The sequence below is a fragment of the Stenotrophomonas sp. SBJS02 genome (assembly GCF_020428325.2).
GTDB lineage: Bacteria > Pseudomonadota > Gammaproteobacteria > Xanthomonadales > Xanthomonadaceae > Stenotrophomonas > Stenotrophomonas africana.
Map to the genome: position 1 here is coordinate 2,523,562 of NZ_CP109812.1, position 14,680 is coordinate 2,538,241.

Sequence of the window (14,680 nt, forward strand, 5' to 3'; positions counted from 1 at the left end):
CGCCCATTTCCTCCCCATCTCATATGGCGGAGGCGAACCTGAATGGGCACCTTGTTCCAATCTCGAGACCGGGCAGACGTTCGCAAGCCGACGGCTGAGGAGCAGGATGATGACCGCAGGAAAAAGCGCGACCGCCAAACCGACGGACGAAGACCGCCGTGAGGGGCATCTGCCCCATTCCCCTCTCGAGCTAGCACGCGGCAAGCGCGACCGCCGCGAAATCTTTGTATTTCAGTCCCCGAAGAATGGGCGGACCGTAACGGTGGCCGACCTGGTCAACTTTTGCCAGGCGCTGATGCTCGAATTTGACCCCCAGGTGGAGATGTATGTTGAGAGGCCGCGTCGAATCACGGTAGGCGAGAAGCGCGACCTTGAGTTGAGCTTCTGGGTCGGGCGGAGGGATGGCACCCAGCACTACCAGTTTGTAATCCCTACAAAACGGGTGGCTTCACTGAGCGTTGGCTTAGTCAAGCTTCCCGCAGATGACGAGCTCATCCACATGGCCTTGAATCAAGGGCTCGTATTGCGACTTGTCCACGAAAACTCTCTGGCATCTCGCGCCAGCGAGGTCGCTGTTGCCTACGAACTACTTCCGCTTGTCTGGGCCAATGCAAAGATCGCGGGGGCCAGGCAGTTGGAAGTGAGGATTGAGGACATGCTCCAGAACGTTGAGCGCCTCACCATGAGCGCATTACAACTGCAGACGGGCCAGGCCCGGTTCGCAGTGGCTTGCGCAGTGGCAAGCCTCGTCTACACCGGCCGCGTACAACTCGTGGACTATCGCCCAGGGGATCCGGATGCCCTCGTGGAGGTGCGTCATGGCTAGGTACGAAATCTATGATCAGGCGACACTCGACGAGTGGTACTCCCCACATCCGGTTGATATTGCACCAGATCATCTCTCCAAGTTCCGCGTGGCCAAGGAAGCACTCACCGCCTTGCTTCTGGGCCGTTCCACCATCACCGCTATATCCCGGAGATATGGAATCTGCCACAAACGCCTGAAGCGCATGGCAATGAAAGCGCCCACGATAGCCCACGATGGCATGCCGCACGGATTTCGCGTATGCATTCCATGGGGCAGTTACTCGACTGAGCTTTCCTTCGAACCCGCGGAATTGCCGCTGGTTCCAGGAAGATTTGCGTGGCACAAAGTCTCCGAAGCTGTGCCGAGTGTTAAAGCCTTGATCGATGGCTTTGCAACCCATCTGCCGCCGGGCCGCCCTCCAAGCGCGTTCGTAAAATTGCACCAACGAGTCCTTGCGGAGCTGAAGCAGCACAACCTGGAGGACAAATTCCCCCTGAACGATCCTGGCAAGGGGAAGCGCTCGCTGCTTGCTTTGCTCAAGCGGCGGCAGTCGGCAGTAGCCGACGTGGACCTTTATGAACCTCAATCGGCATCGAACGCTCCTGTCGCTTTGGAGCAAGCAGTACGGATGGGCCTGTTCGCCAGAACGGAGTTTGACGCGCACCAAATCGATGTTGAATGCAAGATCTCCATCGATATGCCCAATGGCGCGCGTGTTACGCGCAAAGTGTCACGGCTATGGCTTCTCATCGAAATAGAGACTGAATCCAGGGCGGTAACGGGATGGCTTCTCTGTGTCGGCCAGAGCTATGACAATCTTGATGTAGCGCTCTGCTTGTCCAAGTCAATGGAACCCTGGGCTCCCAGGGACCTGACGATCCCGGACCTCTTCTACGCACCTGGCGCTGGAATGCCCGTCTATCAGGCAGCAACGCCGATAGTCACGCGCTCGGCCGCTGTCGCACTGGACAACTTCCTTGCGCACTCGGCCCATGCACTCGAAGCAGCATTCTGCAGGGCTCGGGGAGGTGTGATGATCTTCGGAAAGTCGCACACACCGCGCTCACGACCCATTGTAGAGCAATTCTTCTCGCGCTTGGAACGTGGTGCGCTGCGTAAGATCCCCGGCGGTTTTGAGCCCGCCAAACGGCTGGGGGAAAACAAGATCAGGATCAGCAACTTCTCTCCGGATGCCCATCCCATCCAGATGCACCTTCTCGAGGAGCTCCTGGACGTCATCATAGCCAACTACAACGCGACGCCTCACTCCGCACTCGGACAGATGACGCCGCTAGCGTATCTCACGAATCGCAAAGAGTCAGCGTTTGCGTTTGCGCCGGAAACCTGTGGCCTGGATGCTGCAGATATGGCTTCGACAATCGTAAGCCTGCCCGTAAAAGGCAACAAGGATAATGGGGAGTTGCCCCATGTCACCTACTTGTATGCGGACTACCGATCCCCTTCCCTTAACGATAAATGGGGACTGATTGGCACCAGGATTCTTGCGCGCGTGAATAGGCGCGATCTTCGTTCAATCGTGCTACTTCAAAGTGCCACCGTGCCATTCGGAGTGGCTACCGCGCGAGCGCCTTGGTCGCGCGCGCCGCATGACGAGAGGACGCGAAGGATCATCTGTCGTTGGTCCAAACAGCGCAGTGATTTCTCAATCGCTGGCGTGGAGTGTGCAATTGAAGCCTTCATAGCGCATCTTCGATCTACTGCAGACACGTCCCAACCCGCAGTCGACCAACTTGCGCGCTTGCAGCAGTTGCACTTCGGCCGTCTGCCCGACATTCGGTCCCAGCCAGCTCACATCCCGGTAAGAGTCCCCCGGGGAGGCAAGGTGAATCTTGATGACTAGATCGGACCTTGCGGAGGCCATCATGGCCGTCCGTCGCCTTGACCCCGACCATCCACTTTTCATTGAGTCTGGCTACCGTATCAACACGAAGCCTGTCGAACGCATGGCGGATTTCGTTCTGTACAACATTCAGCAGGGTCATCATGGGTGCTCTCTTTATTCAGAGAGCGGGGTTGGCAAATCCACGGCGCAAGACTATCTAGTCGAAACCGACTGGCGCTGGCTCGTGGAGGACGGACGCCGCGCAGGTGTGGCCAGGGCAATCGTCGCAACCTCAGATGCATGCAGGAGCCCGCTGAGCTTCTGGCACGCGCTTTCACATCAACTGGGAATGCCGCGCTGGTCATCGGCCAGGCCTCACGAGCTGAGGGCACGAATACACAATCACATGCGCGCCGCGTGTGGGCACGCCGACGTACGCAGGTACGTATTGTTCATCGACAGTGCTCAACGGCTCACCAATCTTGAGTTTCAGTGCTTAGAAGATCTTGATAACTTGATGAGCAAGGACAGGCTTACTCTCTTTTTGGTCTTTGTGTACCAAAGTGACCAGCAGGGCATCGAGCTTGGCGACATGTGGCAGCACCATCCGTCACATGTTGTTCGCCGGTGGTTTCTGGACTCAGCCCCATTTCTTCCTCTTGCGGCGCGAGATGAGGTCAGGCATGCCCTGTCGCGCTACGACGGCGCAGCATGGTGGCCGACAGAGGACATGCCATTTTCTAGATACTTCGCCACCGACGCATTTGATCGCGGATGGCGGCTGGAATCTGAAACGGAGATGATTTGCGATGCTGTGTCCGCCCTCCGGAGGGAGGTGGGACTTCCCGAACATAGTGGCTGGCCGATGTGCTCCTTCACATCGACCGTGCGGAATCTGCTAACGAACGCTTGGTTTCAGCAGAGTTTCGAACGCTTCACTCCATCTGACGTCCGTGCTGCGCTTGTGCATGTCGGGTACCTGCGAACCGAGTTCATTCGCATGCGCGAGAAGATGTCCGACAAGGCAATCGCCATCATTGAGAAGATACAGAATACGGCAAACCAGGTAGGGGGAAGCAATGAATAGCTCTCGCGCCGTAAATCCTTCTACGCCTCGGATTGTCGGCGCAGAGCATGAGTTCTATCCATACATATCGGGCTACGGCGTGCTGCAGCGGATCGTTGCACTGGGCATGCCAACAAGTGAGCAACTCATGATCATGGGGGTGAGGCGTAAGACTGGGCGCTCCATGCTCCGCCCTTTGCTTCTGCCGGGCCGGGTGCAGGATACTTTTGCGTCAGCCATCGAAGTCCGTGACGTCACAACGAAGAATCTATGGAATCCGGCCGCGTGGCTTCCAGTTCAATCACTTCGACTTCTCGCGGGTAGTGAGCTTCCATATATGCGGTGCCCCGCATGCGCACTTCACGGCTACCATTGTTCACTATTTCTCCTTCCTTCCATCTCTGCGTGCCCTTGGCATGGCGAGAAGCTCATCAGCCACTGCGAGGCATGCGGAAGGACGCTGGGCACCAGTTTTGACCACTCCGGTGGTCTCGGGACTTGTACTTGTGGATTTCAGCCAATCGACGCCCACACAGCGCTACTGGACGTCAGGCAATTTCCCGCTCGTGAAGTGTCGCAGTGGGTGGATGACTACCTTCATTGGGCATCACGCCAGCGGGCAGGCCGAGTGATTCACTTCCCCAGTGATGCGCAAAGCTGGCCTTCAGCTCTGGCGCGCCTGATTGATAGAACGACTCCTATGCCGCCCGTCCACCAGGACGATGGCAATGCTCACGTAAGGTATGAGGCTTTCCAGCCATCCGCTGACGATCCGGAGCCAGGGGCGTTCTGGGGCTGGGCAATGATTGGCGGCAACTCGGGCCTCATGTGCGCTCCGCTCCCATTGATGGCCTACGATGCTTTGACGCGGGCCACTGCAGCGGCATGCGCCAGGGTCGGACTTGAAGGCCTATCTGTCCTGAGCTTCCGCTCAACGCACTACGACACCCAAGGACCCACTGAGGTAGAGCGGCACGAGTCGTTCCTAGCTCCCTATGGTGTTTCTGCCAGCGGCGCGACTTGGCTCAATCTCTCGGTTGTCGACCCGATGGTAACGTTAGCGTGCGGCACAGCGCTGGAGCTGGCCGCTGCGGCCTTTGGTATCGCGAACGACAAGCCGGATAGGTCCCCTTCCGTAATCGTCGCTTCGGTATTGGACAGCATTAAGGGAAGATCCGCCTTGGTCGACGCGCTTGTGTGGGTTCTGGCAACCGCTTATGAGGAAGGCTTGGCGTTGACGCTTGCAAGGGTGTTCAAGCTGAATCCGAAGGATGTACTGCCTTCAGGTGGGTATCCGGTCATCGAGCTTCAGGGTTCCGCCCGTTCCTTGAGAGAAGTCCGGGTCGCCTGGGTGACACCTCGAAAAACAGCTAGAATCCAGCAGAAATCCTAAGGCAGGCAGTTCTTAGCAATTTTTGCCATCATTGGGGCAACGGCACTGTCTCGTGCCGGACTGCGAACGGCAGTAGCCTTCATGCGAGTACGCAACACAAGGGGAGGCTTTGCCGCCGCGTGGGCTAATTGGCAATTCTAATGAACCCCCGGCAGTCGTGGGCGTGTTTTATGGGCTTCCGGAACTGTTGGGCGTTATTTATGTACTTCTGGAAATGCCGGGCGTCTTTGGTGAACTTCCGGGAATATCGGGCATCTTTGGTGGACTTCCGGAAATATCGGGCATCTTTGGTGGACGGAAGCTGCCAGGAAGAGGCTAAGCTCACCCCATCCATATCTTCTAAAATCAATGCGTTAGAGGCCGGGCGTTTTCGGTGCGGCAGACAGCAGGCGGCGACCGGCATCTCAACCCCCGATTGAGCAATACGTCGACGCAGCGCGTCGACGCGCCGCTGCCATGCCTTGTCAAGCAAAACCAAGTCGCAGTGGTCCACGGCATCCACGGCGTGCATCAGGTCCAGCGCATCGTTGTTGGAGATGGACGCGTTGGTGTCTAGCACCAACTCCCGCAGTAGATCGCCCATAATGACCTGCCGGCGGGTTCGTCCATCGTTTGGCCGCGACGCTTTAGCTTTGCGTCGGTAGGCTTCTACCCGTCGGTGATGGAACAGCGACGCCACTAGCTGAGAGGCAATGCCGTCCAACGTAGCCGTCATCTCCTCCCGACGCTCTTGGACCAGCTGGAACATTCCCTGAAACGTGTCTGCGAAGGCCTGCTCTCTAGCCCAGCGGCGCGAAAAGTAGTCCATGTGACGCTCGTCGGCACGGGGCAGTGAGCGCCTGGCCAAATCCGTCTCGCCCGGCGTTCCCATCCTCACGCTTGGCTCGGATATAAAGAGCTGTATATGGGGAACCACTTGGGCGAGTAACCTCTCGGCGCACTGTACGTGGCGGGGGTCCTTGAAACGGGCGAACTCTCCCATGGAGAGCGAGGCCAAGAGCCAAGTGCCACCGCTTGACTTCAACGCCTGGGCGAAGCGCGCCGACAGCTTGTCGCTGTCCGCGATCTCGCGAATGGCGAAGGTGTCCAGGTAGACGGCTGGTCGTTCAAGACGTTGGGTCCACACCACGTCATCGCCGTCGAAATAGAACGAAATGGCCACAGCCTATTCTCTCATTGTTTACATGATGGCTTTCTTCGTCACCCTGCTGGCTGTCCGGTTGTTAGGGAGAATCTGCGACTCGTTCCGCCTGCTCTATGACTGCCAAAAGATAGTCAATCCAACCAAGTATCTGCAGTGTACGCTCGGCAGGAAGGCTGCCCAAGAGTTTGTGCTGAACCTGGTTCCGGATGAAGCCAAAGGTTCCCATAAAGAGAAGTTGCGCGGCCTCTTGCTCCGACGGCACGGGGCTAACCCGCAACTTAGCCTTCTGACCATTAAATGCAAGAGTGACCAGTTGCTTGCCAGTACTCCCATCGGTACATCCCGTCACCGCTCGAAGGCGGCTTTCCAGAATGCGTGATGCTTCTGAGACGACTGTATCATTGCGCTCGGATTGGCCCGCTTCCTGGAACTGGTTGAACAGGTCCAAGCACCGCCTCCTCAGCTCATGATCCAGAATTTCGATGGAGCCGACGAGCACCGGGCGTGGCCTCGACGCGGTAAGGAGGGCGATTTCTTCATTGGGCTGCGGCGGGGTCACCGCTTCCTCGGCTCCGGGTGCTTCGCCGTACTCCGCAAGTAGTTGAACAGGAGACGCGTTCTTAAACACGCCAGAGGAAGAGAAGAGCTCTTCTTTCCTGGATATTTCACGGTCCAATGCCGAAAGAGTCGAAGTCGTTACATTGGGCCGACTGGCCAGCCTGTTTCTTTTCGTCTTTAGCTTTGCAAGGTAAAGAAGGCTGACCGCCTTGATGAAGCGGACAGTACCATGGCTCATGGAGATGTCTACATGGTAGGAATCGCCGCTCTCTTCCGATTTGCTCTTGATCCATTGCCTAAGACGGTTTGCTCGCTCCTTATCACGCCCAAGACCAAGTTCTCTGCGCGTATCGTCTGTGATCAAGCTCGCGAGATCCGGGTCTTCCGCAAGCTCGCGCGACTCATCGCCAAGTAGTGACACATAGAAGTCAATAGCGCGCAGTACAAATTCGACTGTTTCACGCTCAAACATGATCCAGTTGTAAACATGTCCGTCGTGGTTCTCGGCAATTACCATATGTCCCCGCCGCCTGAGTTAAGTCGTGCCGAGAATGGGAATCGGCTTGAAGAATAGTCAGCTAGAATTTGCTTCAGCACCTGAGATCCTTTGGTGCGCTACACCCTAGAGGCGGTTCAATTTTATGGAGGGGTGGGCTCGACTAGCAAGCTGACGTTTGCTGGGATGACTTGACCGGTGCTCGCAGTATCAGCTGTCTGCTCTGGACCGAAAACGGCATGCGCTACCCTCGATAAATCGATCTAATCCCAGCCCGCTCGGGCCAAATCCTTACCCTGTTCGTAGCCCCGCAGGCGACCCCGCTCACAGAGCTATGCCGACGCTAAATACTCGTATCGAACTAAACAGGATACCGATATGAGCAACCGAACAACGAGCGTCACCCTATTCCAGTGCACCAACTGCTTCAACCGAAACAAAGTCACCGTCAAAGCCCGCTGGACTCGCTGGTCCATCGCCTTGGCTGTCACCGCCAGCCTTGGATTGACTCTGGGTGCAAGCGCCCTCGCCATTACCTTTCTGTGAGTCGGTTTGACCCCTTGGCTTCCAGCCCGGCATCATGCAGCCAAATTGGGAGATCCATGGACTTCGACAACCTGTTTGAGCAGTCCAATGCCTTGGTCCACGACATGGTCAAGGTGATCGATAGGCCGCTCTTCGATGACAGCCAGCGGATCCATGTAAGTGATCTTCTGTGTTCCCTGTCCATGGAGCATGGCGACAGTGCTCGTGCACTCCTGCATACCGGACTGTTGCCCTCCGCCCTAGTGATCCACCGGGCGCAGTTTGAGGCCGTGGTGCGGGCCATCTGGACGCTCTATGCCGCTACCGATGGTCAACTGGCTAAGCTGGTCACGGAACTGACGCTAGATACCGAACGGGCGGCCAAGAACCTGCCCAATGTCTCCGTGATGGTTGAGGAACTGGGCAAGAAAGCTCCGCCCAATTCGGTGACGCCGCTGAGGGAATTCATGGTTTACAACTGGAAGGCCCTGAACTCGTACACCCATGCAGGCATCCATCCTTTGCGCCGGCACCAGGACGGCTATCCGATGCAGCTAGTTGTGGACGCACTAATGAACGTCAATGGGATGTTCGTCCTAGCAGCCATGCAGGCCTCTACTCTCACGGGCATACCGAACCTGCAGTGCAAGGTATTGGACGTGGCTGCACGCTATCCCATGGTGCTGCGCTCCGCTGACTCTAACCCTGATAGGCATCCCTAATTCCCGGCCCCGACGATGTCAGCTTTTGGGTCGCATGACGCCCTGCGGTCAAAAGCGGCTATTCAAAGTTTCCTCAGATGGGGGACGGAGCGCCCCCCGGGAGCCAAAGGTCGATGGCCCTTCTGACAAGGAGGAAGTTTCCTGCCGGTGACACGTTTACACAAAATCTAGGACAGACCCGGAACAAGGCGGCTGGTCGAAACCCGCGCACAGAGCACGTCCGCGACCTTATAACCAGGCTGTTCTGATCCCCTGATGCTCCTGCAAACCAAGGGAATCGTGGCCTGACTGCTGTCGGCCAAATCCGCGGATTTGGCCGTCGCATCGTGCTGAATCAGCCCGCGCGGATCCATCCAGAGATGTAATTCATCTGGCTCATCCTCCAGTTCCCCGCTTCCTTACTCGGCCGATCTGGACCCGCTGCACTAGTTGAAGATCAGGCTCGATCCCTACCAGATGGGGAGCTGTGCTCCTCACCTGTCGTCAGTCTTCATCTTCCACCAGCTCTTGGAGCAGGCCCTGTTCGCGGCCGCGCAGGGTCTGCAACTGCTCCGAACTGGGCTTCTCATGGGTCTCATAGCGGGCCAGGCCTGTCAGCTCGTCGGCCTTGGAATAGAAGATTTGGGTGAACGTCCACCCGCCGCCAAATCCATGCGCTCCTCCTGTTCCATAGACTCCCTTATCCCCCGAAAGAGCCCAAATGGCGACCAACTGATTGGCCTGCAGGTACTCCAGGAACAGACTCCGATCTATCAGCGCTGCGCTTCGGCCAGGCCATGCCACAGACGGATCCATGAACCGAACGATATCGGCCGCGTCGCCGTACTGAACGGATGCTCCATCGATGAGCTTCAATTCAAGAGCATCCATCAACCACTTTGCGGGTAGATCGAGACTGATGCTCTCCGTAATCGACGCGTCATACTCGCTGCTTTCCACTAAATAGGAGGCGGTTGTAGGAAGAACGCCAATCGTCTCACCCTCACCAGTCCAGTAGTGCGGATTCCAGTCATTGATCCATTCACTGCCAGCGTTCGCACCATCACCCAGATTGCAGACCCAGGGATGCTCCCCTAGGTAAGAATGCAGCCCTCCACTTCGGGCCACAGGAAAATCGCCCTCTCCCTGGAAGTGGTTCCCTCCGAGCAGCGCAAGGGCCCTATCAAGATCAGGGGCACGAACTACCATGCACGAGATGCGGCGCCAAGTATCGCGCCGAATGACTGCACTCTCTCCTTTCCAGTCAGAAAAACCGCTCAGTACCAACCACCTTCGATTCTCGCGATCGTCCGTGACCTCGATGTTCTCCAATCCCGCTACAACATCCTGCTCTTCAACGAGCCATTCGACGGACTCATCGAGGGATGCAGGGGCGAGATCGGGTCCACGGGGAATCCAGAAACACCCGTCCCCACTGACTTGCCCACCATCACCGCCTGTCTGTGAAATCAACAACGACGGATCAATATTGCGAAGACGACTGCGCTGCGCTGCGAACTCCTGGCTCGGCATTGCCTTGAAGTTGTCCGCAACCCTGGCGCACAGCTCATACAGGGCAATCCATTGGTACTTCTTTCCTATCCGCTCGACCTTGTGGTTATGGCGGTCGCTTCTGGTCGACAGATCAAAGGCGCCATGAAGATGTTCGCTCCAGCCAAGATCGTGAGCACGCTTACAGACCCACATTCGGGCCCAGCGCAGGTTGAAGCCAGCCGCCTGCCCTGCCCGTTTCGCCACAGAACCACCGAACGTCCCTTGCTGCCACCAAGGAGACGCTTCGGCGCACCATATGTCATAAGCACGCTGGCCCGCAGCCGCAAGGAACACAGCCCTTGCCGCCGCTATCTGATCCCGGAACTCCCAGTGAGCGCCCTGCTGCGCTTGCTGCAGCACCACCTGTAGCTCGTCATAGGCCTTTTTGGCCTCCGGTGACGCCGATTGGCGAAACTGGACCTCCCACCGACTCTGCACGTCTCCCACGGTAAGAAACGTCGCTTCATCCAGCGGCGTTGCACTCCACGCATCCAATGCACGGTCAATCTGGTATCGCGCGAAGTCACCATCATTCACAGCCGATCCGACAATCTCGTCGGTATGGACGTGCCCGGTGTTATATGTTCGGGTGTACGTGGCGATCTGAGCATCACTGACATACTCATCAGCCCACGCACTGCGAACAGCAGCAAGAGGGGAGCCCGCCGTCAGCCCGGCAGGCAAGCACCGCCTGCTATCTGCGTAACCTACGAGCCCTGACACATGGTCTCTAGTGAGCGCGTTCGGAAGGAAATTCGCGGACAGGAATACCGTACTGTGCAAGGAAAGGACAGCAGCGGAAAGATCCTGGTCCGCCCATTGCCCCTGCAATGCCGCACCATAAATCGAGCATGCAATCCGCTCGGTGACGTAAGGATCATCCAGATCCTGGAAGCGCCGCCACAGCTCCAAGGCCAAGCCTGGGCGGTCCGCAAGGACCGCAACGAGGGCTTTGGTTGCCGTGTCACGAACCGATCGATTTGAGGTCGTGAAGAACCAGCACAACTGCAGCGCCGCCAGCGCTGCCCGCTCTTGCTGAACCAGATCCTGGTTTGCCAGCAGAAGCCAATCGATGAGTCGTTCCGCATGCCCACCATCTGAGGGTGCATCCGGATCTGCAAGGTGCAAGGACCAACCAGCGTCTCTCTCGGGCATTGCCAAGCCAGACAGTTCAGCATGGAGCGCCTCGGCGTTGCGACTGAAGCCGGGCTCGGACGCAAGGGAGATCATCGTTTCAAACCTCAGGTTGCTTCCGCCCACCTCCTCAATGAGCTCCCAAGTGCGTTCGCGAATCGCCTCCATGTCCCTGGCCAGGATGCTTGCTCGAAACGCGGGCTCGCGTCCCCACACTCCACCCAGCTCACTGATATCCAGGAGCTCTACGCCAAACCTCTCCGGCAACTGGACGGCCAAGGCCTCAAGAACACCTTGCGCGATCATCGATGGCTCATCGAAGAGTGCAGCTCTCAGAGGAGTGCTCGCAGAGAAGGCGGCCTCTACATCACCCCCTTTCACACTGCGCGATAGAAGCCTTTCTGCAATCTGGTAATCGCCCACGCGCTGGAATGTGAATCGATAGTACTCATGCCCATCCAATGGCTGTGTGGCCAGGAGCCCCTCACTCTGGAGTTGGAAAAGCACGTCGTGATCGACATCCACAGGCGCTCCGCCCGGAGGCGAAACGAGGCAATAGGCACGATCAGCATCAATGAGCTCGTTGCCAACATCAGCCATCTCATCCACCAAGGCGGCAATGGCCTTCTCAACCCGACGCATTGCGGGATTCGAACGGATCTTCAGAGTCACTTTCTTGACGACGGCTCGAGTGTAGAGGCCAAAGATCGCCGAGACTCCTCCCAGCGAACTCTTCAGTGCATCCTGTCCATCCAGATTCAGCGAATCGCAGCAGATCTTGATGAAAAGAGGCGACTCCAGCTCTCGAACAGCACTCGGCTCTTCGGCCAAACGGATGCCGCGACGCTGCAGGTACAGGCGAGCCTGGCGAACGGAAAATCCCCGGTGCTCAACTCTTGGCAACGCGCGCGCATCCAACTCTGCAGGCACCACCATGTCCAGGTAGCCGGTCCTGCAGGACATAACAAGCGCCACCCATTCAAAGCGAGCCACGTCGTGGGCCAGCGCGGCCAGGCGAGATGGCCAGATTCTCTGCCCGTTTCCCTCATTCAATGCGTCGACAATCAGTAGCGCCCGGGCACCAGCAGCTTCGCCGGCAGCGTTCAACGCGCCCAGGAACGTTGCGGAGGAAAAACTGCCCGCCAGATCAAGCCCCTTCAGCATCTCTCCCCAGGGCTCGGCGTCTGCTAACTTGCCACCGAGCAGCAACAGAGCAGGACGCCCGTTGTTCAGCGCACTATCGCAGGCATCTGCCAATAGATGTGACTTGCCTGATCCGGCGTCACCGACCACCAGCAGCGATCTGGCGCCAACAAGGTTCCAGTGATCCTGCTGAAGCTCCCGGCTCGCAACTCGAATAGCCGAAACCAGACCCGATAGCGCCCTCAGACTGGCCGTCGGCCTGGCAAGACCTTCTGCGTCAACTTCCTGGCCATGCATCATCTCGCCATGCCAGATGGCGACCGCACTCCTTGCGCTAGCCAGCCGCGCCCTCAGCTCCTCGACAGCCTTAGCGTTGTGATCACATCGAGCTCCATCCAACGCAGCGAGCGCCGCCTCGCAAGCGAGGACTGCAGCGCCATTGCTCTGATCAGTACTCGCTAACGTGAGACGAATCTCCCCAGCCATCACCGCAAGCTGGTCAAAGAGGCGAGAATCCAGCGAAACTGCGTCGATGGAGCGTCGAATGGGGAGGTCGATGTGGCTCTCGGGACTGTACCTCTCACCCAGCTCAGCCCGCGTCCGCTTGAATTGCCGTTCCAGCCAATCCGGCGAGAGAAGAGTGCTATCAAACCAGAAGGCGATCTTTCCGGCAGCAGAGGGACTTGATCCCATCAGCCTCTTCTTCAGTTCGTGCGCATCCCAGCGTTCTACCAACAGGTTCCTTCCCGATTCTTTCGCCCGAGATTCTCGCTTCTCCTTCCATTCGGTCCACAGCTGCAGCGCAGTCTTTACGCCATCCTTACGCGAGTCAGCCAGATCAAAGGGTAGACATGCCACAAAGCGCGACATCTTGGGGTGCTTCGACAGGGCCTGGTCGAGAGATTCGTCCAATGACTTCAGTGCTGGCTTCGTTTCCCAGTAGTACTTGACCTGCCAGCAGGTCTCAGTGCCGTCAGAAAGACTCGCAAAGCACTCGACTCCGCCATCTGCGCCGCGGCCCTTCCTGTCAAAGCGCACGACGGGCGGAGATAGCTCCTCCTCCCCGGCAAGCTGACAGCACAGTTCCTCAAAGGCATCCTCGCGACTTCCCCGATGCAGTCGGATGAGCTTGAAGTCAACGTCGGGGAGCGTCATTGTAATTTCCGTATATTGGATTGCTATGCGTACATGAAGCTTACCTCGGGTACTTGCGCATGGATAGAACGCGGCGGACACAACGCTGCTAAGCTCGTCATCACCAGCGATGAGTCGCCTTTGTCAGACGTGCAACAGTTGACCAAGCACTCTCACTTGGCCCCCAAGATTCTGCGGTGCGGTGCGGTGCGGTGCTGGCTGTACAAGCGGAATTCTGGCCGGAGAAAAATAATGGTGCCGATACGGGTCCCAGGGACCTATCGTTGGATGCTTGGGCGGCTGATTTTTAGCTTGGCGAACAAGTCGGGGTAGGTCCCTTCACTTCTCCGCTTCCGCCGGCACACGCACGAAGTCCACATGTGAGCGCTTGGCCAAGGCCCTGCATGCCTTGCCCAATTGCCGGCTGCTCACCAGCACAGCATCGCACAGGGCTAGCTTGCGTAGCGCAATGCACTCGGCGCGCAGTACAGCCCTATACTTGATGGGTTGGTAGATGCCCCGCATGAGCTCGGCGTCGCTGGCATTGCTGGCTTTGACCTCCACCGCGAGGCTCTCGCGCCCGTTGGTGAAATAGGCATCTAGATTGTCGCCGGAACTCAGCCGGTGCTCGTTCCCCCCCGCCTCGAAAGCCCCGTAGTCCTCGAACCATTCCGAGTGCCCTGCCATCCAGGCCTTAAGTGCTTTGTGCGCGGAACTTTCGGGCCGGTGGGCGGTTGGAACGGCAGATAGTTCAATGGGGTTCCCCTCGTCGCGGGTGGCATGCTCCGCGTCGAGCACGTCCACCCCCTAGGCTTGGGCCACCCGGTCCAACTTCAGCCCGTAGTCGAATACCGCAGCCATGGCGGCTTGAACGTAGGCCTTGCGATTGGCAGCCATCCCTGCCCCGCCGTCGTCGAAGTAGTAGTGGGCGCTCCATCCGCACCATGACCGGGTAGTCGGGTGTCGGCGTGGACGACGATAAGGTTTAGCAGCGGGATCTTCTCGCCCCACTGCTCACCCAACTCCTGGATGGCGAAGCCCACGGCTCCTACGGCCGGGCCATACAAGGTCTTGCGGGCCTTTGGCTCTAGACCATGGAGGCGCTCGAGACTCTGTTGATTACGTACTGGCGATAAGTGGCCGCCAAACCCAGAGAAACGGGGCCACTGAGCTCAGCCTCT

General features: G+C 57.9%; 10 protein-coding genes. 6 read left to right on the forward strand and 4 right to left on the reverse strand.

The features are described 5' to 3' along the window. Positions 1-109: 109 nt before the first annotated feature. The 4 genes from FQS62_RS11775 to FQS62_RS11790 all read left to right on the forward strand — a co-directional run bounded on the left by FQS62_RS11775 (position 110) and on the right by FQS62_RS11790 (position 5,110). On the forward strand, positions 110-826 hold the full coding sequence (locus FQS62_RS11775; RefSeq protein WP_049401583.1) for a hypothetical protein: 717 nt from the start codon (positions 110-112) through the stop codon (positions 824-826). After that, positions 819-2,669: a hypothetical protein gene (locus FQS62_RS11780; protein ID WP_024956856.1), complete on the forward strand. Its 1,851-nt coding sequence runs from the start codon at positions 819-821 to the stop codon at positions 2,667-2,669. The genes FQS62_RS11775 and FQS62_RS11780 overlap by 8 nt, the downstream gene beginning before the upstream one ends. A gap of 22 nt (positions 2,670-2,691) precedes the next feature. Beyond that, positions 2,692-3,738, forward strand: a complete 1,047-nt coding sequence (locus tag FQS62_RS11785; RefSeq protein ID WP_072167141.1) for an ATP-binding protein — start codon at positions 2,692-2,694, stop codon at positions 3,736-3,738. An 826-nt stretch (positions 3,739-4,564) separates the two neighbouring features. Next, a complete protein-coding gene (locus FQS62_RS11790; RefSeq protein ID WP_126412179.1) occupies positions 4,565-5,110 on the forward strand; it encodes a hypothetical protein in 546 nt (181 codons plus the stop codon). 124 nt (positions 5,111-5,234) lie between these two features. Here FQS62_RS11790 and FQS62_RS11795 read toward each other — a convergent pair whose 3' ends face one another. After that, positions 5,235-6,272, reverse strand: coding sequence for a hypothetical protein (locus FQS62_RS11795; RefSeq protein ID WP_208044120.1), 1,038 nt, complete (start codon positions 6,270-6,272; stop codon positions 5,235-5,237). Positions 6,273-6,333: 61 nt separating this feature from the next. Continuing rightward, entirely contained in the window at positions 6,334-7,284 is a 951-nt protein-coding gene (locus FQS62_RS11800) for a TIGR02391 family protein (RefSeq protein WP_262252296.1), read from the reverse strand. A gap of 402 nt (positions 7,285-7,686) precedes the next feature. Here FQS62_RS11800 and FQS62_RS11805 point away from each other — a divergent pair, with 402 nt between their 5' ends. Then, complete coding sequence (locus FQS62_RS11805) at positions 7,687-7,854, forward strand: hypothetical protein (RefSeq protein WP_153643314.1); 168 nt, start codon at positions 7,687-7,689, stop codon at positions 7,852-7,854. Between the two features lie 56 nt (positions 7,855-7,910). Further along, on the forward strand, positions 7,911-8,555 hold the full coding sequence (locus tag FQS62_RS11810) for a DUF6988 family protein (RefSeq protein ID WP_049455277.1): 645 nt from the start codon (positions 7,911-7,913) through the stop codon (positions 8,553-8,555). Between the two features lie 483 nt (positions 8,556-9,038). On the opposite strand, the gene FQS62_RS11815 is transcribed toward FQS62_RS11810, so the two are convergent. Beyond that, positions 9,039-13,520 carry an NACHT domain-containing protein gene (locus FQS62_RS11815; RefSeq protein WP_208044118.1) on the reverse strand — a complete coding sequence of 1,494 codons (4,482 nt, stop codon included), beginning with the start codon at positions 13,518-13,520 and terminating at the stop codon, positions 9,039-9,041. Positions 13,521-13,838: 318 nt separating this feature from the next. Continuing rightward, complete coding sequence (locus FQS62_RS11820; RefSeq protein WP_208044117.1) at positions 13,839-14,303, reverse strand: hypothetical protein; 465 nt, start codon at positions 14,301-14,303, stop codon at positions 13,839-13,841. Positions 14,304-14,680: the final 377 nt, after the last annotated feature.

Coding starts and splice junctions, on each gene's coding strand:
- FQS62_RS11775 (WP_049401583.1), top strand. CDS start 110: ATGACCGCAGGAAAAAGCGCGACCGCCAAACCGACGGACGAAGACCGC.
- FQS62_RS11780 (WP_024956856.1), top strand. CDS start 819: ATGGCTAGGTACGAAATCTATGATCAGGCGACACTCGACGAGTGGTAC.
- FQS62_RS11785 (WP_072167141.1), top strand. CDS start 2,692: ATGGCCGTCCGTCGCCTTGACCCCGACCATCCACTTTTCATTGAGTCT.
- FQS62_RS11790 (WP_126412179.1), top strand. CDS start 4,565: ATGGCCTACGATGCTTTGACGCGGGCCACTGCAGCGGCATGCGCCAGG.
- FQS62_RS11800 (WP_262252296.1), bottom strand. CDS start 7,284: ATGTTTGAGCGTGAAACAGTCGAATTTGTACTGCGCGCTATTGACTTC.
- FQS62_RS11805 (WP_153643314.1), top strand. CDS start 7,687: ATGAGCAACCGAACAACGAGCGTCACCCTATTCCAGTGCACCAACTGC.
- FQS62_RS11810 (WP_049455277.1), top strand. CDS start 7,911: ATGGACTTCGACAACCTGTTTGAGCAGTCCAATGCCTTGGTCCACGAC.
- FQS62_RS11815 (WP_208044118.1), bottom strand. CDS start 13,520: ATGACGCTCCCCGACGTTGACTTCAAGCTCATCCGACTGCATCGGGGA.